Consider the following 23,590-nt stretch of genomic DNA (forward strand, 5'->3'; position numbering starts at 1 on the left):
CGCCGTCCCCATGCCCGCGCGGCCCTCCCACGCCCGTGCCACGCGCGCGAACGCAGCGACACAAGGACTCGACCATGACGGACTCATGCCCCGCCGCACCCCCGGACCCCTCTGATTCCCCCGACCGCCCCGCGGACCCGCGCCGCGCCGACCGTCCCTCCGAGGCCCGGGAAAGGGCTCAGGAGAGGGCTCGGGGGAGGGTCCCGGAGAAGATCGCGATCATCGGCATCGGCTGCCGGCTGCCGGGCGGTGCCAACGACCACCGGACGTTCTGGCAGAACCTGGTGGAGGGCAGGGACTGCATCACGCCGACCCCGCGCAGCCGCTACGACGTGGCCACCCTCGGCAGCCGGGACAAGGCCAAGCCCGGCCGCCTGGTGGGCGGCCGCGGCGGCTACATCGACGGCTTCGACGAGTTCGACCCGGCGTTCTTCGGCATCAGCGGCCGCGAGGCCGACCACATGGACCCGCAGCAGCGCAAGCTCCTGGAGGTCGCCTGGGAGGCCCTGGAGGACGGCGGCCAGAAGCCGGGCGAGCTGGCCGGCCGCGAAGTCGGGGTCTACGTCGGCGCGTTCACCCTGGACTACAAGATCGTCCAGTTCTCGGACCTCTCCTTCGAGACCCTGGCCGCGCACACCGCCACCGGCACGATGATGACGATGGTGTCGAACCGCATCTCGCACTGCTTCGACTTCCGCGGCCCCAGCGTCTCCCTCGACACCGCGTGCAGCTCCTCCCTGGTCGCCGTCCACCTCGCCGCGCAGAGCCTGCAGCGCGGCGAGACCGACCTCGCGCTGGCCGGCGGCACCCTGCTGCACATCGCGCCGCAGTACACCATCGCCGAGACCAAGGGCGGCTTCCTCTCCCCGCAGGGCCGCTCCCGCACCTTCGACGCGGCGGCCGACGGCTACGTCCGCGCCGAGGGCGTCGCCGTGGTCGCGCTGAAGCGGCTCTCCGACGCCCAGCGCGACGGCGACCCGATCCACGCCGTGATCATCGGCAGCGGCGTCAACCAGGACGGCCGCACCAACGGCATCACCGTGCCCAACCCGGACGCCCAGGTCGCCCTGATCGAGCGGGTCTGCGCCGAGGCCGGCATCACCCCCGGCAGCCTCCAGTACGTCGAGGCGCACGGCACCTCCACCCCGGTGGGCGACCCGATCGAGGCGGGCGCCCTGGCCCGCGCCCTGGCGGTCGGCCGCCGCCCCGGCGACCGGTGCTACGTCGGCTCGGTCAAGACCAACATCGGGCACACCGAGTCGGCCTCCGGCCTGGCCGGGCTGATCAAGTCCGCGCTGGCGATCGAGCACCGCCTGATCCCGCCGCACATCAACCTGGAGCGGCTCAACCCGGCGATCGACCCGGCCACCCTGCCGTTCGAGATCCCCACCGAGGCCACCCCCTGGCCGGCCCACCGGGGCCCCGCCCGGGCCGGCGTCAACTCCTTCGGCTTCGGCGGCACCAACGCCCACGTCCTGCTGGAGGCCGCCCCCGCACCGGCCGCCGGGCCCGCGGAGGTACCGCCGCCCCGGTACACCGTCCTGCCGCTCACCGCGCGCGACGCCGCCGCACTGCCCGAGCTGGCCGCCGGCGTCCAGGCCGAGCTGGCCGGCGTCCGCGGCGGCACCCCCGCGGCCCTCGCCGACCTCGGCCACACCCTCGCCCACCGCCGCCAGCACCTGGACTCCCGGCTCTCGGTGGTCTACGACACCCGGGAGGCACTGGACGAGGCGCTCGGCGCCTACCTCCGAGGCGAGCCGCACCCCCGGGTGCTGACCGACCGGCGCCGCGCGGCCGGGCACCGCCGGCTGGCCTGGGTGTTCACCGGCATGGGCCCGCAGTGGTGGGCGATGGGCCGGCAGCTGTTCGCCGCCGAGCCGGTCTACCGCGAGGCCGTCGAGCGCTGCGCCGAGCACCTCGCAGAGCTCACCGGCTGGTCGCTCACCGAGGAGCTGGCCGCCGACGAGTCCTCCTCCCGGATGGCCGAGACCTGGCTCGCCCAGCCCGCCAACTTCGCCGTGCAGATCGGCCTGGCCGCCCTCTGGCGCAGCCGCGGCGTCCATCCCGACGCCATCGTCGGCCACAGCACCGGCGAGGTCGCCGCCTTCCACGAGGCCGGGGTCTACGACCTGGCCGACGCCGTCAAGGTCGTGGTCCACCGCAGCCGGCTCCAGCAGCGGCTGGCCGGCACCGGCGGCATGCTCGCCGTCGCGCTCTCCGAGGCCGAGGCGCTGCGCCGGCTGCGCCCGCACGGCGACGCCGTCTCGGTCGCCGCGATCAACAGCCCGACCTCGCTCACCCTCGCCGGGGACGCCGCGGTACTGGCCGGGCTGGCCGCCGAGCTGACCGCCGAGCAGGTCTTCGCCCGCCCGCTGACCGTCGAAGTGCCCTACCACAGCGCCCGCATGGAGCTGATCAAGGAGGAGCTGCTCGACTCGCTCGCCGACCTCAAGGCCCGCCCCGCCCAGGTGCCGCTCTACCTCACCGGCCAGGAGGGCACCGCCCACGGCACCGAGCTGGACGCCGCCTACTGGTGGCGCAACGTCCGCGACAGCGTGCGCTTCCAGCAGGCCGTGGAGCGCCTCGCCGACGACGGCTGCCGGCTCTTCCTGGAGATCGGCCCGCACCCCGTGCTGGGCCGGGCGATCCAGGAGACGGTGGAGGCCCGGCCCGGCGGCGACGACCTCCCCGAGGTGCGGACCCTTCCCTCGATCCGCCGCCAGGAGGACGAGCAGGCCTGCTTCACCGCCTCGCTGGCCGCCCTGCACAACCTCGGCGCGGCCGTCGACTGGTCCGTCCTCCAGCCGTCCGGCCGGCCGGTGCCGCTGCCGCGCTACCCCTTCAAACGCGACCGGCACTGGGTCGAGCCCGGCGCGGTCGAGCAGGTCCGGCTCGGCCGGCTCGACCACCCGCTGCTCGGCCGCCGGCTGCCGAGCGCCGAGCCGCTCTGGGAGGCCCGGCTGGACGCCGAGGCGCTGCCCTACCTGGAGGACCACCGGATCCAGGGCAACGTGCTCTTCCCGGCGGCCGGGTACCTGGAGATGGCCGTCCAGGCGGTGCGCGCGCTGACCGGCGGCACCGATGCCGCGCTGGCCGGGATCGAGCTGCGCAAGGCGCTGTTCCTGCCCGACGACGGGAGCCGGGCCGTCCAGCTCTCGCTCAGTGCCGAGGACGGCGGCTTCACCGTCAGCACCCTCGGCGAGGGCGGCCGGGAGCGCACCGTGCACGCCGCGGGCACCGTCCGCCCCGGCCAGCGCCGCCGCGGCGGCCACCGGCTGGACGCCGAGCGGATCCGCGGGCGCAGCACCCGCCGGCTGTCCGGCCCCGACTGCTACACCGCCCTGGCCGCCCTCGGCTACCACTACGGCCCGGCCTTCCAGGGCATCGAGGAGGTCTGGATCGGCCCCGGCGAGGCACTGGCCCGGATCCGTCCGACGGCGGCGATCGCCGGCACGGCGGCCGGCCACCACGTCCACCCGGTGCTGATGGACGCCTGCTTCCAGACCCTGCTGACCCCCCAGCTGCTCACCGCGGACGGCCCGGCCGGTACCGGCATCAAGCTGCCGCTGGCCATCGGGGAGGTCCGCCTGGACGCGGTCGGCGAGCGCCCGCTCTGGGTGCACGCCACCGTCACCCGCGACGGCGGGGACGAGCTGGTCGGCGACATCGCCGTGTACGACGAGGGCGGAGCGCCGCTCGGCGGGATCGGCGGCTTCCGGGCCGCCGACGTCGAGAAGGCCGCCACCGCCGTCGGCCTCGCCACCATCGACGGCTGGCTCGCCCAACCCGTCTGGCAGCAGCTCCCGGACGAGCCCGACACCCCCGACCTGCTCGCCGAACACCCCGACCACTGGCTGCTGTTCGCCGACGCCGGGGGAGTCGCCGAGGAGTTGGCGGCCCGGATCACCGCGCGCGGCGGCAGCTGCCACCTGCTCCGCCCGGGCGCGGGCTACCGGCCGGCCGACGACGGGCGGGAGTCCACCGTCGAGCCCGGCTCGGCCGAGGACCTCCACCGGGTGCTGGCCGCGCGGCGCGCCGCCGGCGCCCCCGACCCGGCGGCCGTCGTCCACCTCTGGAACCTCGACCGGCCCGCCCTGGCGGACGCCGACCACGCCACCGTGGCCGGCCACACCGCGGCCGGTGCGTACAGCCTGATCGCGCTCGCCGCCCTGCTGCCCGGCGAACTGCCCGAGGCCAGGCTGCACGTCGTCACCCGCGCCGCCCAGGCCACCGCCCCCGGCGAACCGGTCGAACCGCTCGGCGCCCCGGCCTGGGGCATCGGCCGGGTGCTGCGCCACCAGGAGCTGCCCGGCCACCCCGGCAAGCTGGTCGACCTCGGCCCGGCCGCCGACCCCGGTGCGGAGGCGGCCGCGCTGCTGCGCGAGTTCGCGCTCGCCGACGAGGACGAGATCGCGCTGCGCGCCGGCCGCCGGCTGACCGCCCGGCTGCGCACCGCCGAGGGCCTCACCGGGCCGCTGCCGCCCCGGCTGCGCCCGGACGGCAGCTACCTGGTGACGGGCGCCTTCGGTGCGCTCGGCCGACTGCTCTGCCGGACGCTGGTCCGGCGCGGCGCCCGCCGGCTGATCCTGGTCGGCCGCAGCCCGCTGCCCCCGCGCGAGCAGTGGCGCGGCCTCGACCCGCAGAGCCCGGCCGGACGCAACGCCGCCTTCCTGCGCGAGCTGGAGGCGCTCGGCGCGCAGCCGATCCCGGCGCCGCTGGACATCACCGACGAGCGGGCGCTGGCCGGCTGGCTGGCCGAGTACCGCGCGCTCGACTCGCCGCCGATCCGGGGCGTCTTCCACCTGGCCGGGCAGGTCCGCGACACCCTCGTCCCCGAGCTGGACCGCGGGGTGTTCGACGCCGTCCACGACCCCAAGGTGCTCGGCGCGTTCGCGCTGCACCGGCAGCTGGCCGGCGAACCGCTCGACCACTTCGTGCTGTTCGCCTCGATCGCCTCCCTGCTGACCACGGCCGGCCAGACCAACTACGCCGCCGGGAACGCCTTCCTGGACGCGCTGGCGCACCACCGCCGGGCCCTCGGCCTGCCCGCCCTCTCGCTCGACTGGGGGCCCTGGGCCACCGGCATGATCGAGGAGCTCGGCCTGATCGACCACTACCGCAACAGCCGCGGCATGAGCTCGCTCGCGCCGGAGGCCGGCATGGCCGTGCTGGAGCGGGTGCTCGGCCAGGACCGCGCCCAGCTGCTGGTCGCCACCGTGGTCGACTGGCCGGTCTTCCTCTCCTGGTACCCGGCGCCGCCGCCGCTGGTCGCCGAGCTGGCCGCCGCCGCCCGGGCCACCGCCCCCGCACCGGAGCGCAGCAGCCTGCTGGAGGCACTGCGGGCGGCCGGCGAGGAGGAGCGCCGGGCACTGCTCACCGAGCGGTTCACCGGGCTCGCCGCCACCGTGCTGCGGGTGCCGGTCGAGCAGATCGGGCCCGCCACCGGACTGAGCGGCCTCGGCCTGGACTCGCTGCTCGCGATGGAGCTGCGCGCCCGGCTCAACACCGAGCTCGGCGTCGCCCTGCCGGTGGTGGCGCTGCTCGGCAACGCGCCGGTGGGCGAGCTGGTCGCCCGGCTGTACGAGGGCGTGGCCGAGCTGATCGCGGACGAGGGCGCGGGCTCCGGCGGCGCCGAGGCCGAGCGCCACGAGGACGAGACGCACTTCCCGCTGACCCAGAACCAGAAGGCGCTCTGGTTCCTCAAGCAGCTCAACCCGGACGGCTTCGCCTACAACATCGGCGGCGCGGTCGAGGTCCGGGTGGAGCTGGAGCCCGAGCTGATGGCCGCCGCCTTCCGGGCGATGGTCGAGCGCCACCCCAGCCTGCGGGCCAACTTCCTGCTGGACGGCGGCCGGGCCGTCCAGCGGGTGCGCGCCGAGGCCGAGCCGGACTTCCGGGTGTTCGACGTCGAGGGCCTGGAGTGGGCCGAGGTCCACGACCTGATCGTCCGCGAGTACCGCAGGCCGTACGACCTGGAGCACGACCCGCTGGTGCGGTTCCGGCTGTTCCGGCGCGGGCCGGAGCGCTGGGTGATCATGAAGGCCGTCCACCACATCATCTCGGACGCGATCTCCACCTTCACCTTCATCGAGGAGCTGCTCGCCGTCTACGAGGGCCTGCGCCAGGGCCGGGCCCCGCAGCTCCCCCCGGTCACCGCCCGCTACCTCGACTTCCTCAACCGGCAGAACGCCTTCCTGGCCGGCCGCGAGGCGCCGAGGATGCTCGACTACTGGCGCTCGCACCTGCCCGCCGAGGTGCCGGTCCTCAACCTGCCCACCGACCGGCCGCGTCCGGCGGTGCAGACGCACAACGGCGCCTCCGAGTTCTTCGTCCTGGACGAGGAGCTCAGCGCCCGGGTGCACGCGCTGGCCCGGGAGCACAACGTCACCGTCTTCATGGTGCTGCTCAGCGCCTACTACCTTCTGCTGCACGCCTATTCGGGCCAGGAGGACATCATCGTCGGCAGCCCGGTGACGGGCCGCACCGACGAGGAGTTCGCCTCCGTCTACGGCTACTTCGTCAACCCGCTGCCGCTGCACGCCTCGCTGGCCGGGGAACCGACCGTGGCCGAGCTGCTGGCCCAGGTGCGCACCACCGTGCTGGGCGGGCTGGACAACCAGGAGTACCCGTTCGTCCTGCTGGTGGAGAAGCTCGGGCTGCAGCACGACCCGAGCCGCTCGGCGGTCTTCCAGGCGATGTTCATCCTGCTCCACCACAAGGTGGCCACCGAGAAGTACGGCTACCACCTGGAGTACATCGAACTCCCGGAGGAGGAGGGGCAGTTCGACATCACGCTGTCCGCCTACGAGGACGAGGCGGAGCGCCGGTTCCACTGCGTCTTCAAGTACAACACCGACCTCTTCCTGCCGGAGACCATGCGGCGGCTGGCCGGCCACTACGTCAACCTGCTGTCCGGGCTGACCACGGCCGGCGCCGAACAGCCCGCCACCGGGCTGGAGTTGCTCGGCCCGGCGGAGCGCGCCCTGGTGCTCGGCCGGTGGAGCGGGGCCGACCGCACGGTGGCCCACCAGGAGCCGGTCCACGAACTGGTGCTGCGGGCGGCCGCGGCGGACCCGACCGCCCTCGCGGTCGCCGCCCCCGCGGAGTCCGGCGAGACCCTGCGGCTGACCTACGGCGAGCTGGCGGAGCGCTCCCGCCGGGCCGCCGGGCGGCTGCGGGCCCTCGGCGCCGGCCCCGGCACGGTGGTGGCGCTCTGCCTGGACAAGTCCCCCGGGCTGATCGTCGCCCTGCTGGCGGTGCTGCGCACCGGCGCCGCCTACCTGCCGCTCGACCCGGGACACCCGGCCGACCGGCTGGCGTACATGGTCGGGCACGCCGGTGCGCGGCTGCTGGTCACCGAGGACGAGCGGCTGTCCGGGCTGCCGGCCCGGCCGGTCACCCCGGCCGAGCTGTTCGCCGCGGCCGATCCGGCCGAACCCGCCGAACCCGCCGCGTCCGCCGAACCGGTCGACGGGCCGGTCGACCCCGACGCCCCCGCCTACGTCGTCTACACCTCCGGCTCCACCGGCCGGCCCAAGGCCGTCCGGGTCGCCCACCGCAACCTGGCCTCCGCCTACCAGGCCTGGCGCACCGAGTACCGGCTGGACACCGACGTCCGGGTCCACCTCCAGATGGCCGGCCCCTCCTTCGACGTCTTCACCGGGGACGTCGTCCGGGCGCTCTGCTCCGGCGCCGCCCTGGTGCTGGTCGGCCGGGAGCTGCTGTTCGACACCGCCCGGCTGTACGAGGTGATGCGGGCCGAGCGGGTGGACGCCGCCGAGTTCGTCCCGGCCGTGGTCCGCACCCTGATGAACCACTGCGAGCGCGCCGGCGCCCGGCTGGACTTCATGCGGCTGCTGGTGGTCGGCTCCGACGTCTGGAAGGTCGAGGAGTACCAGCGGCTGGGCGCCCTGTGCGGCCCGCGGACCAGGCTGGTCAACTCCTACGGGCTGACCGAGGCCACCATCGACAGCGCGTACTTCGAGGGCCCGGTCGACGGCCTGGAGCCCAGCCGGATGGTGCCGATCGGGCGGCCGTTCCCGAACAGCGCCTTCCACCTCCTGGACGAGTACGGCCGCCCGGTCCCGCCCGGGGTCCCGGGGGAGCTGTGGATCGGCGGCTCCGGCGTGGCCCTCGGCTACGCCGGCGACGAGGAGCAGACCGCCAGCCGCTTCGTCACCCGGCCGCTCGGCGGCCCCGACGGCACCGAACCGGTCCGGCTCTACCGCACCGGGGACCTCGCCCGCTGGGACGCCGCGGGCGGGGTGCACCTGCTCGGCCGGGCCGACTCCCAGATCAAGGTGCGCGGCCACCGGATCGAGCTCGGCGAGATCGAGACCCAGCTCGCCGAGTGGCCCGAGCTCGCCCAGGCGGTGGTCACCGTCCGCCCCGACGCGAGCGGCGAGGAGGTGCTCTGCGCCTACTGCGTCCCGGCCCCCGGGCGCACCCTGGACCGCCGCGAGCTCCGCCGCCACCTGGCCGGCTACCTGCCCACCTTCATGATCCCCAACCACTTCACCGAACTGGCCGAACTGCCGCTCACCGCCAACGGCAAGGTGGACGTCGCGGCGCTGCCCGCCCCCCGGCCGGACGCCGGCGAGCAGGCCGTCGAACCGCCGGTGACCCTCTACGAGGTCCGGATGGCCGAGCACTGGCAGGCCCTGCTCGGGATCGGGGAGGTCGGCCTCCAGCACGACTTCTTCGAGGCCGGCGGCAGCTCGATCAAGCTGATCGAGCTGATCCACGGCCTCCAGGCCGAGTTCAACATCGGCATCCCGGTCAGCCTGCTGTTCAAGGTCACCACCCTGCACGGGATGGCCAGGACGCTGGAGCACATCGTCACCGGCCGGATCGAGGGCGCCCAGCCCTACCTCTGGTTCAACCAGGAGCAGCAGCAGACCGTCTTCTGCTTCCCGCCGGCGGGCGGCCACGGCCTGGTCTACCGCCAGTTCGCCGCCCACCTGCCCGAGTACCGGATGGTCGCCTTCAACTACGTCGCGGGGGACGACAAGGTCGCCCGCTACGCCGACCTGATCGACACCCTCCAGCCGGAGGGGCCCTGCGCCCTGCTCGGCTACTCGCTCGGCGGGAACCTCGCCTTCGAGGTGGCCAAGGAGCTGGAGCGGCGCGGCCGGGCGGTGCCCAATGTGGTGATCATGGACTCGCACCGCATCCCGGAGTCCTTCACCCTCGGCGAGGACCACGTCGAGGCCTTCGAGCGCGAGCTCGCCGAGCACCTGCACCGCCACACCGGCTCGGAGGTCGTCGCTCAGGAGACCCGCGAACAGGCCCGGGACTACCTGCAGTTCTGCAGCCGCACGCCCAACCTCGGGGTGATCGCCGCCCCGGTCAGCGTGATCTCGGACGACGAGAAGGTGGCGCTCTACGCGGTCGGCGAGCACGGCGCCTGGCACGGCAGTTCGGCCACCCGGACGGCGGTGTTCCGGGGCTTCGGCACCCACGCCGAGATGCTCGACCGCGAGTACATCGGCCGCAACGCCGGGCTGGCCCGGGACATCCTCACCGGAGCCGCCGCCCATGCGTCCTGAGACCGGCACTCCGCGGGCCCCGGCCGGCCGCCCCGGCGTTCCCGCCGCCCCGACACCCCCGGCGATCCGGGTGGTTCCAGCAGTCCCACACGAGAGGTGGACCGCCTCATGCTGAGGCAGCACCAGCCGCTGTCCTATCCCTTCGAGCCACTCGGGCTCGAACTCCACCCCAGGTACGCCGAGTTGCGCGAGCAGCCGCTGCCCCGGATCCGGATGCCCTACGGCGACGGCGCCTGGCTGGTCACCCGCTACGAGGACGTCCGGACCGTCCTGGCCGACCCGCGGTTCAGCCTCGCCGAGGCGATGGGCCAGGACCAGCCCCGGATGCGCCCGGTGTCCCGGACCGGCGCCGGCCTGTTCTCCACCGAGCCGCCCGAGCACACCCGGCTGCGCTCCCTGGTGGCCCGGGAGTTCAGCGCCCGCCGGGTCGAACGGCTGCGCCTGCGGGTCCGCGAGCTGGCCGAGGAACTGGTCGACGGCATGCTGGCCGCCGGAGCGCCGGCCGAGCTGGTCGAGGACTTCGCCATCCCGATGCCGACCACCATCATCTGCGAGGTGCTCGGCATCCCCGCCGAGGACCACCGGATGCTCTGGGGCTGGGCCGAGACGGTGCTCTCCGCCGTCACCCCCGGCGAGGTGCTCGCCGTCCAGGGCCAGGCCTTCATCGAGTACATGGCCGGCGTCCTCGACCTGCGCGGCCGCGAGCCCGGCGAGGACCTGCTGACCGTCCTGGTGGCCGCCTGCCGCGAACAGGGCCTGATCAGCGAGGACGAGCTGCTGTCCATCGCCTGCGACCTGCTGATCGCCGGCTTCGTCAGCACCACCAACCAGATCGGCAACTTCTTCCACCAGCTCCTCGTCAACCCCGGCGAGCTGCGGCGCCTGCGGGAGCGGCCCGAGCTGATCCCGAAGGCCGTCGAGGAGCTGATGCGGTACGTGCCGCTGCTCACCGGCTTCAGCCTGCCCCGGTACGCGACGGCCGACGTCGAGCTGGGCGGGGTGACGATCCGGGCCGGTGACGCGGTGATGATCGCCACCGCCGCCGCCAACCGGGACCCGGAGGTCTTCGAGGACCCGGAGCGGCTGGTGCTGGACCGCCCCGGCAACCCGCACATCGGCTTCGGCCACGGCGTGCACTACTGCATCGGCGCCCATCTGGCCCGGCTGGAGCTCCAGGTGGCGATCGAGACCGTGCTGCGCCGGATGCCGGGCCTGCGGCTGGCCGTGCCCGAGGACGAACTGCGGTGGAAGGCCGACGCGATGGTGAACGGGCTGCAGGCGCTCCCGATCGCCTGGTGACCGCCACCGCGACCACCACCGCCCGTGACCGGGAGCGCCCGGTGACCGGCCCGACCACCCCGAGGACCACGAGGAAGGCCAGAGACATGGCGCGGGACACCGCTGACAGACGGCGGCGAGAGACGATGATCATCGTCGGTGGCGGCCTCGGCGGCCTCTCCACCGGCTGCTACGCCCGGATGAACGGGTACCGCACCCGGATCTTCGAGATGCACGAGATCCCCGGCGGCTCCTGCACCGGCTGGGACCGCAGCGACTTCACCTTCGACTGGTGCATCAGCTGGCTGCTCGGCAACGGCCCGGGCAACGAGATGTACCAGATCTGGCTGGAGCTGGGCGCCCTCCAGGGCAAGGAGATGCGGCACTTCGACGCGTTCAACATCGTCCGCGGCCGGGACGGCCGGGCGGTGTACTTCTACTCCGACCCGGACCGGCTGGAGGCCCACCTGCTGGGCATCTCGCCGGCCGACGCGGCCCCGATCCGGGAGTTCTGCGACGGCATCCGGACCTTCCGCAAGGCGCTGGCGGTGTACCCGTTCCTCAAGCCGGTCGGCCTGATGGGCCGGGTCGAGCGCTGGCGGATGCTGGCCTCGTTCCTCCCGTACTTCACCACCATCCGCAGGTCCATCACGGTGCTGATGACGGACTACGCGCAGCGCTTCCGCGAGCCGCTGCTGCGCGAGGCCTTCAACTTCATCCTCTACGAGAAGCACCCGGCCTTCCCGGTGCTGCCGTTCTACTTCCAGCTGGCCTCGCACGCCAACCAGGCCGCGGGGGTGCCCGAGGGCGGCTCGCTCGGCCTGGCCCGCTCGATCGAGGAGCGCTACCGCAAGCTCGGCGGCGAGATCACCTACAACGCCAAGGTCGAGGAGATCCTGGTCGAGGACGACCGCGCGGTGGGCGTGCGGCTGAGCGACGGGCGGGAGTTCCGCGCCGACATCGTGGTCTCCGCCGCCGACGGCCACACCACGGTGATGAAGCTGCTCAAGGGCCGCTACCTCAACGACACCTACCGCCGGCTGTACACCTCGCTGATCGACGAACCGGGCCAGCTGTCGCCCGGCTACGTCGCCCTCTTCCTGGGCCTGCGCCGGCCCTTCCCGGAGGGCGACCCGTGCACCACCTACCTGCTGGACGAGCGGGAGGCCGCCGGGCTCACCGGCATCCGCTGCCCGAGCATGAACGTGCAGTTCCGCACCCGGCACTACCCGGAGCTGGCCCCCCGCGGGTCCACCGTGGTGTTCGCGACGTACTTCTCCGACATCGAGCCCTGGCGGGCGCTGCACGAGGGCCCGGAGCAGTCCTCCCGGGTGCGCCGCGGCGAGGAGCTGCACACCCTGCCGGTCAAGCACGGCCGGGAGTACACCGCGGCCAAGCGCAGGGTCCGCAGCGGCATCGTCTCCTTCCTGGACGAGCGCTTCCCCGGCTTCAGGGACGCCGTCGCCGTCGCGGACGTCTCCACCCCGCTCACCCAGGTCCGCTACACCGGCGTCTACGACGGCACCTTCCCCGGCTGGAACCCCTTCGTCGAGGGCAGCGAGACGGTGGAGGAGGAGATCAAGAAGAACGGTCCGGTGCTGCCCGGGCTCTCCGACTTCTACCTCTCCGGGGTCTGGGCCACCATCGGCGGCCTGATCCGGGCCGCCGCCGCCGGACGGCACGTGATGCAGTTCGTCTGCCGCGACGACGGGCGGGAGTTCCACGCCGAGATCGACGAGAGCGCGCCGCCGCCGACCCATCTGATCCTCCCCGTCGGGCGGCCGCCGAAGCAGGCCGCCCCGGTCGAGGAGATCCCGTCCACCACTACCGTTTCGACAGGGGCCCTGGCATGAAGATCGAGAAGTGGGTGGTCCGCGAGCACCTCGACGGAGTGCCCGACGTCAACCGGATCTACCGGAAGGTGACGGAGGAGGTCGAGATCCGCCTGCGCCCGGACGAGATGCTGTTCCGGACCAGGTACGTCTCCGTCGACCCGTACCAGAACGGCCTCGCGCTGGAGACGCCGATCGGCGACCACATGGGCGCCGACTCCGTCATGGAGGTGCTGGAGGCCGGGCCCGAGGCCGCCTTCCGGGTCGGGGACCTGGTGCAGGGCTTCGGCGGCTGGCGCAGCCACGTCGTCCACAACGGCGCCGAGGAGCTGTGGAGGACCGGCACCTTCCCGATGGTCTTCCCGGCCTACCGCCGGCTCGACCCGGCCCACTACGACGAGCGGCTGCCGCTCTCCACCGCGCTCGGCGTCATGGGCGCCCCCGGGATGACGGCCTGGGGCACCCTCACCACCTTCCTGGCCGTCCGCCCCGGCGACACCGTGGTGATCAGCGGAGCCTCCGGCTCGATCGGCACCCTGGTGGGCCAGTTGGCCCGGCGGGCCGGCGCCGGCCGGGTGGTCGGCACCACCGCCTCGCCCGGCAAGGCCGCGTACCTGCGGGAGCTCGGCTTCGACGAGGTGGTCCTGTACGACCAGGCGGACGACGCCGAGAAGGTCCGCGAGGCGCTGCTCGCGGCCGCCCCCGACGGCGTCGACCGCTACTTCGACAACCTCGGCGGGAGCGTCACCGACGCCGTGTTCACCATGCTCAACGTGGACAGCCGGGTCGCCGTCTGCTGGCAGTGGGCGACCACGGTCAACGGCGAGCTGACCGGGCCCAGGCTGCTGCCCTACATCATGTTCCCGCGCACCACCATCCGCGGCATCTTCGCCCAGGAGTGGTTCACCGAGCCGAAGTTGGCCGAGATGCACGAGGACCTCGGCGGGCTGGTCCGCAGCGGTGCGATCCGCTACCACCAGACCGTCCACAAGGGCTTCGACGAGATCCCGCAGGCCTACCGCAGCCTCTTCCTGGACCGGGACGCCAACCGCGGCAAGGTGCTGGTCGAGGTGTGAGAACGGGAGGGGGGCGGGCCGTCGGCCCGCCCCCCTCCCGTTCTCGCCGTCAACTTCCGACGGTCAGTCGTCGTCGCCGTCCAGACCGTCCAGGCCGCCCGGGTCGCTGCCGTCCGGGGTGCCGCTGATCGCGTACCCCTGGCGGCGCGCCTCGTAGCAGGCCACCGTCGCGGCCGCCGAGACGTTCAGCGAGCCGACCCGGCCCAGCTGCGGGACGAACGCCACCGCGTCGCAGAGCGCCAGCGCGTCGGGGGTGATCCCCCGGTCCTCGTGGCCGAGCACGAAGGCGACCGCCGGGGTCAGCTCGGTGCCGAACAGCGGCGCCGCCTCGTCGGCCAGCTCCAGGCCGACCACCTTGAAGCCGTCGGCCTTGGCGGAGGCCACCGCCTCGGCGACGGTGGGGAAGTGCTCGACCTTCAGGTACTTGTCGGTGCCCATCGCGGCCTTCTGCGCACCCGACGAGCGCACCGACGGGGTGTCACCCGTCAGGTACAGCTTCTCGGCGCCCATCGCGGCCGCCGTCCGGACGACCGAGCCGACGTTGAACGGCGACTGCAGGTTCTCCAGGATCATCGCGAGCCGGAACTCGTTGCTGCGCCGCCACTGGCGGTGCAGGCGCTTCAGTTCGGTCCCGCGGAGCTGCTTCACGACGTCGTACCTCGTCCACTCTCGGGGCCCGCGCCCTCCGGGCGGGGCCGCGCTTCCAGAATCCGGAACCCGTTGACCGACGTGGCGCGGGTGGTCGGGTAGCCCTGCTCGTTCAGCCACTTCTGCAGCGAGTCCGAACCGAGGTTGCGCTGGACGACCAGGAAGGCCGAGCCGTCCGGGGTGAGCCGGCCGAGCCACTGGTGCAGCAGCGCGCGCAGGGCGGCCTTGCCGACGCGGATCGGCGGGTTGGAGTAGATCGCCGCGAACCGCAGGTCCTCGGGGACGTCCTCCGGCAGTGCCGCGTGCACGTTGCCCAGGCCGAGGGCCTGCGCGTTGAGCTCCACCAGTTCCAGGGCGCGGGTGTTGACGTCCACGGCCCACACCGGTAGCCGCTTGCGCCGGCTCGCCCAGGTCAGCGCGATCGGGCCGTAGCCGCAGCCGACGTCCAGGATCGGGCCGCGGACCCGGGGCAGCGGGGCGTGCTCCAGCAGGACCCGGGTGCCCGGGTCCAGCCGGGTGCGGGAGAACACACCGGTGTCGGTGGTCAGTTCCAGGGTGAGGTCCGGCAGGGAGACCGTGATCGGCCGGCGCTCGCTGGCGACCTCGGGTGCACCGGTGAAGTAGTGCGAGCCGGACATGCTTTCCCCGTCGTTCGTCTGGGCCTCGGGGCCACCGGATGGGTGCGGGTAAGCCCTGCTGGTACGGCACTGATGGTACCCCCGGTGGCCTCGGCCCCGGCATCCGCGCAGGTGGGAAGCGGTGCGGCCGGGCCCGGCAACACGCCGGTCGCCGGGTGGCACATCGCGTCCGGGCCCTCGGCGGCGGATACTTCCAGTACCCCCACCAGGGCCCGTGGGAGGCTCCGAGCAGCGAGGACGGACGCCATGCCGCAAGATCCCGAGGACTATCTGGACGAGGTCGCCGAGGCCGTGGAGCCGGACGGGGAGGCGGAGGAGGGCGACGAGTACGACGAGCTGGCCGAGCGCCGCGCCCTCGGCGCCGACCCGGCCACCGAGGTCGCGGACGTCGCGGAGCAGAGCCGGATCGTCCAGCTCGACGAGGACGAGTACCGGGAGTAGCTCCGGGACAGGACCCCTGGAGCGCCCCGCTAGAGCGCCCCGCGCCGCTGGAGCCAGGTGAACGCCGCCCAGCCCGGCAGCACCGGCAGCACCAGCGTCAGCAGGCGGTAGAGCGCCACCGCGGCCAGCGCACCGCCCTCCTCCATCGAGGCGGTGTGCTCCAGCAGCGTCACCAGCGCGCTGTCCACGGCGCCGGCCCCACCCGGGGTCGGCGCCGCGTTGCCGACGGCGTTGCCGATCAGGAACACCACCGCGACCGAGGCGAAGGCCGGCTCCCGCCCGACCGCCCGGGCACAGCAGTACAGGCAGGCGACCAGGCAGATCGAGACCAGCAGCTGGCCGGTGAGGCCGACCGCCAGCCGTCCGGGGTTGCGCAGCAGCTCCAGCAGCCGGGGCAGCACCTCGGAGGTGAGCGGCCGCAACCGGGCGGCCAGCCAGCGGCGGGCCGGCGGCACGGCGGAGACCAGCCCCAGCAGCACGGCGGCGCCCGCGACCCCGCCGACCACGGCCGGCAGCGCGTCCAGCTCGGAGCCGCCCGGTTCCAGGCCCAGCAGGTAGACGAAGGCGCCCAGCTGCAGCAGGTGCAGCACCAGGCCGAAGAGCTGCCCGACGCCGACGCTGGAGAGCGCCTGGGCGGTCGGGATCCCGGCCCGCTGGAGGAAGCGGGTGTTCAGCGCGACCCCGCCGACGCCGCCGGGCGAGACCAGCTTCACGAAGGCCCCGGCGACCTGGGCGAACACGGCGTTGCGGAAGTCGAGCCGTTCCGGCACGAAGCCGACGAACCCCATCGCCGCCGTGACGTGGCTGGCGGCCGCCGCCAGCAGGGCCAGCGCCAGCCAGGTCGGGTCGGCGTCGGCGATGGTGGCGACGGGGTTCTGCTCGCTCGCGAACAGCTGCGGCAGCAGCAGCCAGCCGGCCACCACCCCGCCGGCCACGGCGAGCAGGGTGCGCGGCCGGAGCCGCTCCAGTTTCACCGGCCGCACCGGCGCCTGCGGCTGGGTGCGCAGCACCTCGGCGCGGATCGCGTCCAGCAGCTCCACCGGCTGGCCGGGGGCGGCGGGCGCAGCGGTGTCGGCGGGCGCAGGGTCGCCGGAAGCGTCGGGACCACCGGTGGCGGTGCGCTGCGGGGGTACCCGCGGGGCGCCGGCCGGGTCGGTCGCGGTCCGGCCCTCCGCGGTCAGGGTCTGCACGGCAGGCTTCTCCGGGCCGGGGCGCTCGGTGGCCGGGCTTCCGGTGGCCTGGCGCTCGGTGGCCTGGCGCAGGGCGGCCCGCTGGGCGGCGGCGGCCTGTTTCAGGGCGGCGCGGGTGCCGCGGGCCAGGGCGATCGGCTGCAGCAGCGGCAGCGCCGCGCCGACCGCGTCCGGGCCCAGCACCGCCACCGCGCTGCGCACCGCGCGCTCGGCGCCGACCCGCAGTGCCAGGGTGGCGAGCAGTTGGGCGATGTCGCTGCACAGCACCAGCTCGCCGGCCGCGATGTCGCCGTCCGCGAGGTCCACCAGGTGCACCGCGCCGGCCTCGTCGACCAGCACCGAGGAGGGCACCAGCGCCCGGTGCGAGATCTCCCGCCGCTGGAGCAGCGAGAGCTGGGTCCAGGCGTCGGCGAGCAGCGCGTCGGTCAGCTCCTCGTCGGCGAGCCGGTCCAGGGTGCGGCCGGGCAGGTACTCGTACGCGACCAGGGCGGTGTCCGGGCCGAGCTCGGCGGTGGCGGCGATCCGGCGGGTGCGGACGCCGGCCGCGACGGCGGCGTAGGAGACCAGGGCCTCGTGCTCCAGCCCGGTGCGCAGCGAGCGCAGCGCCCGGGGGTGCGGGGCGGTGCGCAGCCGCAGCCGGCGCCAGGCGCGCTGGACGAGGGCGGCCGTCACCGCCTGCCGGTCGAGCAGCTGGACGTCGAGGTCGGGGCGCCCGCCCTGCTGCCGGACGCGGTAGCGGTCCGGGCCGGCCGGGTGGGCGGAGCTCGGGCGCAGGCCCGCCTCGCGCAGGCTCTGCAGCAGCTGCTCGGGCTGCGGCCGGGGGTCCGGGGTGCCGACGGCGTAGAGGGTGCCGTGGGCGGTGGTCCAGCCGATCAGCAGCCCGAGCAGCAGGGCGGTCGGGGTGGCGTACCCGCCGGCCAGCCCGGCCAGGCAGGACACCCCGAGGACCGCCCGCGGCACCCGGCGCTCCCGGGCACCGGAGGCCGTCATGAAGGCGAGCACCGGGGCGAGGTAGCCGTACACCGGCTCGGTGTGGCCGAGCCCGCCGTCGGGCAGCGACTGGGTGAGTGCGGCGAGCACCGAGACGGGGGCGAGGCCGTCGGCCCACAGGCCGAAGGCCAGTGAGACGCCGTAGCCGAGGACGGCGGCCAGCAGGCCGTCGGCGACCTGCTGGAGCCCGCGCCGCCGGTCGGCGGCGAGCAGGCGCCGGACCGCCGAGCAGGCCGGTACCAGCAGCAGGGCCGCGGTGGACAGCACCCCGACGGCCTTGGCCAGCGGGCGCGGTACCAGCCGGGCCAGTTGGGCGACGTCGGCGGCGATGCCGCCGGTGGTGGCCCGGGCGTAGTCGGCGAGCAGCAGGGTCAGGGCGATCGCGGCGACCCCGACGAACAGCCGGATCAGTGCCACCGGCTGCCGGATCCGCCCGCTCCCCGGTCCGGCCGGGTCGGCGGGAGGTCCGCCGGGTATGCCGGCCTCACTGGTACCGCCGGTACCGCTGTCCGATCTCCGCGTCACGATGGCCACGGGGGCATGCTCCCACGGCGGTCGCCGCGGTCGCCCGGGAACGTCAGGCCTGGCGGGTGGGCAGGGCGACGATCCGGCGCAGGTTGACGTGCCGGGGGCGGCTGACGGTGTAGCCGACCAGGTCGGCGATGTCCTCGGAGGTGAGGGCCGGGATCGCGGTGAACATCCCGTCGAGCTGCTCGCGCAGCACCGGGTTGTCGACGTGCCCGGCCAGCTCGGTGTCGGTCAGGCCGGGCTCGACGGCGCTGATCCGGACGTCGCGCGGGCCGAACTCGGTGCGCAGCGCGGTGGAGAGCTGGGTGAGGGCGGCCTTGGTGGCGCCGTACACGGCGTAGTCGGGGAAGGAGACGTGCGAGGCGATCGAGGAGACGTTGACCAGGTCGGCGGTGCCGCCGTCGGCGGCGGCCGCGGTGAGGTCGTCGGCGAAGGCGCGGATGATCCGCAGGGCGCCGGTGAGGTTGGTGTCGATCATCCGGGTCCACTCGTCGAGGCGGCCCTCCGTGAGCGGGTTGGGCAGCATCACACCGGCGTTGTTGACCACCAGGTCGACCCGGCCGTAGGCGTCCCGGACGGCCTTGGCGGCGGCGTCCACCGAGGCCTGGTCGGTGATGTCGGAGGTGACGGCGAGGGCCCGGCCACCCGCGGCGGCGATCTCGGCGGCCAGTGCGTCCAGCCGCTCGGTCCGGCGGGCCAGCAGGGCGACCCGGGCGCCGTTCGCGGCGAGCAGCCGGGCGGTGGCCGCCCCCATGCCGCTGGCGGCTCCGGTGACGACGGCGGTACGGGCGGCGAGGGCGGGGTAGCTCATGGGGTCCAACCTTCGTGGTCCTTCGGGGCGGGCTGACGGGACCACTCTGCGGGCGGCGGGCGGTGGTACCCAGGGCCCTGGTGCACCTGGGACGGCCCCTCCCCCGGTCCGCGCATCCTGGGTGCGGCAGGACCACCCAGGCCCGGGGGCCCCGGGGCCCTGCGGCGGACGGAGAACGCCGCCGGGGATGCCGCGGTCCGTGAACTCCCCCTGCCCGGCGAGGAGTTCCGCCGACTCCGGGGCGGACCGGCCGCCGCTCGGCGGCTCGCCCGGCGCGCGGGCCGGTCGGCCTCCGCGGCGCGGACCGCGGTGGAGTGGGCGGCGGGGCGTGTCTTGGGGCGCGGCCCGGGCCGGTCGTCACTACCCTGCGTCCATGAGCGCCTGCGAAGACCTCACGGCGACCCCCCGGGACATCGCGCCGATCCCGCCCGCGGACGGGTGCGCCGACTGCCTCGCCGAGGGCCGTCGGGACTGGGTGCACCTGCGGCTCTGCCTGGACTGCGGGCACATCGGCTGCTGCGACTTCTCGCCGCAGCGGCACGCCACCGCGCACTTCCACAACAGCTCCCATCCGGTGATCCGCTCCTACGAGCCGGGGGAGGACTGGCGCTGGTGCTTCGTCCACGAGGTCATGGGCTGAGGCCCGGCGCCGTCCGCCCGCTGCCGTCCGCCTGCTGCCGTCCTCGCCGCCCTGCTCGCCGCCCGCTGTCGCCCTCTCCGGGGGCGGGCAGGTGTACATCGGCTAAAATCCGGACATAACGCCCGTGCGGCCCTCCCGGCCCGCGTCCGCGCGGCCGGTGACCGCCGAAGGGAGCCGACGATGACCAAGCGAACGCCGAGCAGTACGAACAAGCTCCGCCGGGGCACCCAGGAACTGCTGGAGCGCCGCGGCATGGCGACGAGCCCCAGACCGCTCGCCCCGCAGCTGCACGCCGATGCGCCACCCGCCGGCGGCGGCATGTCCCCCGGAGGCGATGCCTTCCGGCACGGCGGGCGCGAGGTGGGAGCGGCGGCCATGCACTCCGCCCCCGCGATGCACGCCGAGCTCAAGGGCCACCGCCACCGTGGCGCGGAGAAGCACTCCGCGCACTGAACGGCCGGTCCGGCAGGGGCGGGGGCCCGTCATCGGAGGCCCCCGCCCCTGACGTGTCCTCAGGGGCGGTCCCCGGGGCCTCTCGGGGGACTCTCGGGGCATGATCGGGGTCCGCCCCGGATGGCCCGCGCACCGCGCGCCGACAGACTCGAACCCGGCACCGGAGCGACCGGATGCCGCCGGTCGAGCCCCTGTTGGAGACGCAGTCCATGAACACGCCCAAGCGCGAACGCCGTTGGAGCACCGTCGCCGTCTCCGGAGCGCTGCTGGCCGCCGTCGCCGCCGGTGTCGCCACCCCGGCACTCGCGGCCGACCGGACGCCGGGCGGGGCGGGTGCCGCCGCGGCCGCCCTCCGGCTGGCCGGGCCGGTGGACCGCGCGGCGCTGGCGAGGACGCTGGCCGACCTGCCGAGCGAGCGGATCACCGGGGCGCTGGTCCGGGTCGACGGCCGGGGCGGCGGCTGGTCCGGCACGGCGGGGGAGGGCGTCCCGGCGGACGCGCGGTTCCGGATCGGCAGCATCTCCAAGGTGTTCACCGCCACCGTCGTCCTGCAGCTCGCCGCCGAGCGGCGGCTCGACCTGGACGGCACCGTCCAGCACTACCTGCCCGGCCTGCTGCCGGCGGACTACCCGCCGGTCACCGTCGGCCAGCTGCTCGACCACACCAGCGGCCTGCCGGGCGGCGGGGGCCTGACCTCCGGCGACGGAAGCGAGCGGTGGTTCGCCGAGCACAGGGCCGACTCCTGGACGCCCGCCCAGGTGGTCGCCGCGTCGGTCGCCCGGCCGATGGGCTTCGCGCCCGGGACGGCCCAGCAGTACAACGGCATCAACACCTTCGTGGCCGGCCTGGTGGTCGAGAAGGTCACCGGCCGCACCTTCGCCCAGGAGGTGCAGTCCAGGATCGCCCGCCCGCTGGGCCTGCGCGACACCTTCGTCCCCGACCGCGACGACCTCGCGCTGCCCGGCCCGCACACGTCGGGCCGGGTGGACGTCACCGGCCCGGACGGCGTCCGGCAGCTGGTCGACGTGACCGAGCAGAGCCCCTGGCCGTGGGCCGAGGGCGGCATGATCTCCTCCGCCGCCGACCTGGACCGCTTCGTGACCGCGCTGTTCCGGGGCCGGCTGCTGCCGCCCGCGCAGCAGGCCGAGCTGTTCGACGTCCCGGACGTGCCCAACCTGCACAACAAGAACTGCGAGATCGGCCCGACGGCCGGCCACGCCTGCTTCAGCAAGGGCCTGATGAGCGCCACCCTGCCCAACGGCACCGTGGTCTGGGGCAAGACCGGCTCCCGGCCCGGCTACTCCAGCGCCGTCTTCGCCACCCGGGACCTCAGCCGCAGGGTGGTGCTCTCGCTCAACCCGACGGACATCTCCGGCGGCGAGTTCCCCAAGCTGTGGCAGATCGTGACCACCTCCTTCGGCTCCGGCCAGGTGTACGGGCAGGCGGGCTGACCGGTTGTCAGTGGCCTGCGGTACGTTCGGGCCGTTCGGCGACGGGTCGGGCGTCCGCGGTGACCAGCGGGGCGCGGTGACCGGCCGTGCGCGGTGACCGACGGCAGGCAAGGGGCAGGGCGATGACGGGGCAGATGACGGAGGAGCCGGTCGAGCTCCAGCTGGAGCGGTTCCGTACGGAGCTGACCGGCTACTGCTACCGCATGCTCGGCTCGGTCTTCGAGGCCGAGGACGCGGTGCAGGAGACGATGGTCCGCGCCTGGCGCGGCCACCACGGCTTCGAGGGCCGGGCCGCGCTGCGCTCCTGGCTCTACCGGATCGCCACCAACGTCTGCCTGGACGCGCTGAACGGCCGCAAGAACCGCGCCCGGCCGATGGACCTGGCCGGCCCGTCCACCGTGGCCACCGCGACGGAGGCGCAGCTGCCCGAGGTGACGTGGATCGGGCCCGCCCCGGACGGCCGGGTCGTCCCGGAGACGGGCGACCCGGCCGAGGTGGCCGCCCAGCGCGAGTCGGTGCGGCTGGCCTTCGTCGCCGTGCTGCAGCGGCTGGCGCCCCGGCAGCGGGCGGTGCTGATCCTGCGCGAGGTGCTGGGCTGGCGGGCCGCCGAGGTCGCCGAGCTGCTCGGCGTCACCGTGGCCTCCGTCAACAGCGCCCTCCAGCGCGCCCGTTCGGTGCTCGCGACGGACCCCGCGGCGGCCCGCCCGGCGCCCGTGCTGGACGAGGACCACCGTGCGCTGCTCGCCCGCTACGTCAGCGCCTTCGAGGCGTACGACATGGACGGGCTGGCCGTGCTGCTGCACGAGGACGTCACGCTGAACATGCCGCCGTACGAGCTGTGGCTGTGCGGCCACGGCGACATCCGCGCGTGGATGCTCGGCCCGGGCCACGGCTGCCGGGGTTCGCGGCTCGTCCCGGTGGAGGCCAACGGCAGCCCGGCCTTCGGCCAGTACCGGCCGAGCCCGGCGGGCGGGTTCGAGCCCTGGGCGCTGATCGTGCTGGAGGTGTCAGCGGGCCGGATCTCGGGCCTCACCAACTTCCTCGACACCGACAGCCTCTTCCCGCTGTTCGGCCTCCCGGCCCGGCTGGGCGGGTAGCCGCCCCTCCACCGGAAGGGCGGCGGACAGCCCGGTCAGCGCGAGCAGCTCCCGCAGGGGCCCGCCCGCGTTCGTCAGGACGAGCCGGACGCCCTGGCGTCCGGCGGCCAGTTGCAGCCGGGCGAGGGCGTCGAGAACGGCCAGGTCGGGGCGGGTGAGGGCGCCGACATCGCAGGTCAGTACGGGTTCGGTCGGGGTCTTCCGGTCGGTGTTCACACAGGGGTGGACCGGTCCGGCGGCCCCGGCTCATCGGCCCGGGGCGCAGTTCCCGAAAAATCCTCCCCCGGAGGCGGTGCTTCCCGGACGCGGTACGCGCCGTCACCACCCGTGCCGACCGCCCGCCGACCTGGCAGAGTAGGCCGCGCGGTGTCCCCGCGCAGGGTCCCCGCGTTTGCCCGAGCCCCCCTGTGGTTCCCCGAGTCCAGGAGCAGCACCATGGCGACCGAGCCGTTGAAGTCCCGGGAAGAGTGGCTGGCCTCGCTGCCGCGGGTCTACGCGGCCGCGGGAGGTGTGCTGCGGGACGCCTCGGGGCGGCTGCTGATCGTGAAGGCCGGGTACCGGGAGCACTGGCAGTTCCCGGGCGGGACGATCGACCTGGGGGAGGGGCCGGCCGAGTGCGCCGCGCGGGAGCTGCTGGAGGAGACCGGCATCGTCCGGCCGACCGGTGATCTGCTGGCGATCTCGTGGACCCACGCCTCGGACGAACTCGACCACCCCGCCGAGCACTTCCTCTTCGACTTCGGCACCGTCCCGGACGGCACCCCCGTGACCGTCCCGGCCGGCGAACTGGACGACCACCGCTGGGTGACCGACCAGGAGGCGCTCGAACTGCTCGGCCCGGCCCGGTCGTTGCGGCTGCGCGCGGCGATCGAGGCGGCCGCCGACGGCCGGGTGCGGATCATCACCACGCACGTGTCGGGCTTCTGAGCGGGCTCCGGCCGGAGCCGGAGCCCGCTCGGAAGCGCGCCG

Annotated in this window: 15 protein-coding genes; 10 read left to right on the forward strand and 5 right to left on the reverse strand. The window is 74.6% G+C overall.

What is annotated here, in order from left to right:
• Positions 1 to 74 precede the first annotated feature (74 nt).
• The 4 genes from ACFVVX_RS18210 (at position 75) to ACFVVX_RS18225 (ending at position 13,734) form a co-directional block, all read left to right on the forward strand.
• On the forward strand, positions 75 to 9,548 hold the full coding sequence (locus ACFVVX_RS18210; RefSeq protein ID WP_387946603.1) for an amino acid adenylation domain-containing protein: 9,474 nt from the start codon (positions 75 to 77) through the stop codon (positions 9,546 to 9,548).
• Positions 9,549 to 9,656: 108 nt separating this feature from the next.
• Positions 9,657 to 10,847: a cytochrome P450 gene (locus ACFVVX_RS18215; protein ID WP_387946605.1), complete on the forward strand. Its 1,191-nt coding sequence runs from the start codon at positions 9,657 to 9,659 to the stop codon at positions 10,845 to 10,847.
• Between the two features lie 86 nt (positions 10,848 to 10,933).
• Entirely contained in the window at positions 10,934 to 12,679 is a 1,746-nt protein-coding gene (locus tag ACFVVX_RS18220) for a phytoene desaturase family protein (protein ID WP_387946886.1), read from the forward strand.
• Positions 12,676 to 13,734 (forward strand): MDR family NADP-dependent oxidoreductase, encoded by a 1,059-nt coding sequence (locus tag ACFVVX_RS18225; RefSeq protein ID WP_387946607.1) that lies wholly within the window; start codon positions 12,676 to 12,678, stop codon positions 13,732 to 13,734. The genes ACFVVX_RS18220 and ACFVVX_RS18225 overlap by 4 nt, the downstream gene beginning before the upstream one ends.
• Before the next feature lie 63 nt (positions 13,735 to 13,797).
• Here ACFVVX_RS18225 and ACFVVX_RS18230 read toward each other — a convergent pair whose 3' ends face one another.
• Together ACFVVX_RS18230 and ACFVVX_RS18235 are read right to left on the reverse strand one after the other, a co-directional pair.
• On the reverse strand, positions 13,798 to 14,382 hold the full coding sequence (locus ACFVVX_RS18230) for a TrmH family RNA methyltransferase (protein WP_387946609.1): 585 nt from the start codon (positions 14,380 to 14,382) through the stop codon (positions 13,798 to 13,800).
• Complete coding sequence (locus ACFVVX_RS18235) at positions 14,379 to 15,020, reverse strand: class I SAM-dependent methyltransferase (RefSeq protein WP_387946611.1); 642 nt, start codon at positions 15,018 to 15,020, stop codon at positions 14,379 to 14,381. The genes ACFVVX_RS18230 and ACFVVX_RS18235 overlap by 4 nt, the downstream gene beginning before the upstream one ends.
• Before the next feature lie 246 nt (positions 15,021 to 15,266).
• Between ACFVVX_RS18235 and ACFVVX_RS18240 the strand changes: the two genes are divergently transcribed.
• Positions 15,267 to 15,461 (forward strand): hypothetical protein, encoded by a 195-nt coding sequence (locus ACFVVX_RS18240; RefSeq protein ID WP_387946613.1) that lies wholly within the window; start codon positions 15,267 to 15,269, stop codon positions 15,459 to 15,461.
• A 29-nt stretch (positions 15,462 to 15,490) separates the two neighbouring features.
• Here the strand turns inward: ACFVVX_RS18240 and ACFVVX_RS18245 are convergent, their stop codons facing one another.
• Together ACFVVX_RS18245 and ACFVVX_RS18250 are read right to left on the reverse strand one after the other, a co-directional pair.
• Complete coding sequence (locus ACFVVX_RS18245) at positions 15,491 to 18,175, reverse strand: lysylphosphatidylglycerol synthase domain-containing protein (RefSeq protein ID WP_387946615.1); 2,685 nt, start codon at positions 18,173 to 18,175, stop codon at positions 15,491 to 15,493.
• A 43-nt stretch (positions 18,176 to 18,218) separates the two neighbouring features.
• On the reverse strand, positions 18,219 to 18,980 hold the full coding sequence (locus ACFVVX_RS18250; RefSeq protein WP_387946617.1) for an SDR family oxidoreductase: 762 nt from the start codon (positions 18,978 to 18,980) through the stop codon (positions 18,219 to 18,221).
• Between the two features lie 373 nt (positions 18,981 to 19,353).
• Between ACFVVX_RS18250 and ACFVVX_RS18255 the strand changes: the two genes are divergently transcribed.
• The 4 genes from ACFVVX_RS18255 to ACFVVX_RS18270 all read left to right on the forward strand — a co-directional run bounded on the left by ACFVVX_RS18255 (position 19,354) and on the right by ACFVVX_RS18270 (position 22,621).
• On the forward strand, positions 19,354 to 19,620 hold the full coding sequence (locus ACFVVX_RS18255) for a UBP-type zinc finger domain-containing protein (RefSeq protein WP_387946619.1): 267 nt from the start codon (positions 19,354 to 19,356) through the stop codon (positions 19,618 to 19,620).
• 180 nt (positions 19,621 to 19,800) lie between these two features.
• Positions 19,801 to 20,073 (forward strand): hypothetical protein, encoded by a 273-nt coding sequence (locus tag ACFVVX_RS18260; RefSeq protein WP_387946621.1) that lies wholly within the window; start codon positions 19,801 to 19,803, stop codon positions 20,071 to 20,073.
• A gap of 209 nt (positions 20,074 to 20,282) precedes the next feature.
• Entirely contained in the window at positions 20,283 to 21,524 is a 1,242-nt protein-coding gene (locus ACFVVX_RS18265) for a serine hydrolase domain-containing protein (RefSeq protein ID WP_387946623.1), read from the forward strand.
• Between the two features lie 122 nt (positions 21,525 to 21,646).
• Complete coding sequence (locus tag ACFVVX_RS18270) at positions 21,647 to 22,621, forward strand: sigma-70 family RNA polymerase sigma factor (protein ID WP_387946625.1); 975 nt, start codon at positions 21,647 to 21,649, stop codon at positions 22,619 to 22,621.
• Here the strand turns inward: ACFVVX_RS18270 and ACFVVX_RS18275 are convergent.
• Positions 22,532 to 22,837, reverse strand: coding sequence for an STAS domain-containing protein (locus ACFVVX_RS18275; RefSeq protein ID WP_387946627.1), 306 nt, complete (start codon positions 22,835 to 22,837; stop codon positions 22,532 to 22,534). The genes ACFVVX_RS18270 and ACFVVX_RS18275 overlap by 90 nt on opposite strands.
• A 219-nt stretch (positions 22,838 to 23,056) precedes the next feature.
• On the opposite strand from ACFVVX_RS18275, the gene ACFVVX_RS18280 reads away from it, so the two are divergent.
• Entirely contained in the window at positions 23,057 to 23,548 is a 492-nt protein-coding gene (locus ACFVVX_RS18280; RefSeq protein ID WP_387946629.1) for an NUDIX domain-containing protein, read from the forward strand.
• Positions 23,549 to 23,590: the final 42 nt, after the last annotated feature.

This window comes from Kitasatospora sp. NPDC058170 (assembly GCF_042883905.1).
Classification (GTDB): domain Bacteria; phylum Actinomycetota; class Actinomycetes; order Streptomycetales; family Streptomycetaceae; genus Kitasatospora.

Bases quoted from the DNA above. Each gene is read 5' to 3' on its own strand.
- ACFVVX_RS18250 (WP_387946617.1), bottom strand. From the start codon at position 18,980: ATGAGCTACCCCGCCCTCGCCGCCCGTACCGCCGTCGTCACCGGAGCC.
- ACFVVX_RS18255 (WP_387946619.1), top strand. From the start codon at position 19,354: ATGAGCGCCTGCGAAGACCTCACGGCGACCCCCCGGGACATCGCGCCG.
- ACFVVX_RS18210 (WP_387946603.1), top strand. From the start codon at position 75: ATGACGGACTCATGCCCCGCCGCACCCCCGGACCCCTCTGATTCCCCC.
- ACFVVX_RS18225 (WP_387946607.1), top strand. From the start codon at position 12,676: ATGAAGATCGAGAAGTGGGTGGTCCGCGAGCACCTCGACGGAGTGCCC.
- ACFVVX_RS18235 (WP_387946611.1), bottom strand. From the start codon at position 15,020: ATGTCCGGCTCGCACTACTTCACCGGTGCACCCGAGGTCGCCAGCGAG.
- ACFVVX_RS18260 (WP_387946621.1), top strand. From the start codon at position 19,801: ATGACCAAGCGAACGCCGAGCAGTACGAACAAGCTCCGCCGGGGCACC.
- ACFVVX_RS18215 (WP_387946605.1), top strand. From the start codon at position 9,657: ATGCTGAGGCAGCACCAGCCGCTGTCCTATCCCTTCGAGCCACTCGGG.
- ACFVVX_RS18265 (WP_387946623.1), top strand. From the start codon at position 20,283: ATGAACACGCCCAAGCGCGAACGCCGTTGGAGCACCGTCGCCGTCTCC.
- ACFVVX_RS18270 (WP_387946625.1), top strand. From the start codon at position 21,647: ATGACGGGGCAGATGACGGAGGAGCCGGTCGAGCTCCAGCTGGAGCGG.
- ACFVVX_RS18240 (WP_387946613.1), top strand. From the start codon at position 15,267: ATGCCGCAAGATCCCGAGGACTATCTGGACGAGGTCGCCGAGGCCGTG.
- ACFVVX_RS18280 (WP_387946629.1), top strand. From the start codon at position 23,057: ATGGCGACCGAGCCGTTGAAGTCCCGGGAAGAGTGGCTGGCCTCGCTG.
- ACFVVX_RS18220 (WP_387946886.1), top strand. From the start codon at position 10,934: ATGGCGCGGGACACCGCTGACAGACGGCGGCGAGAGACGATGATCATC.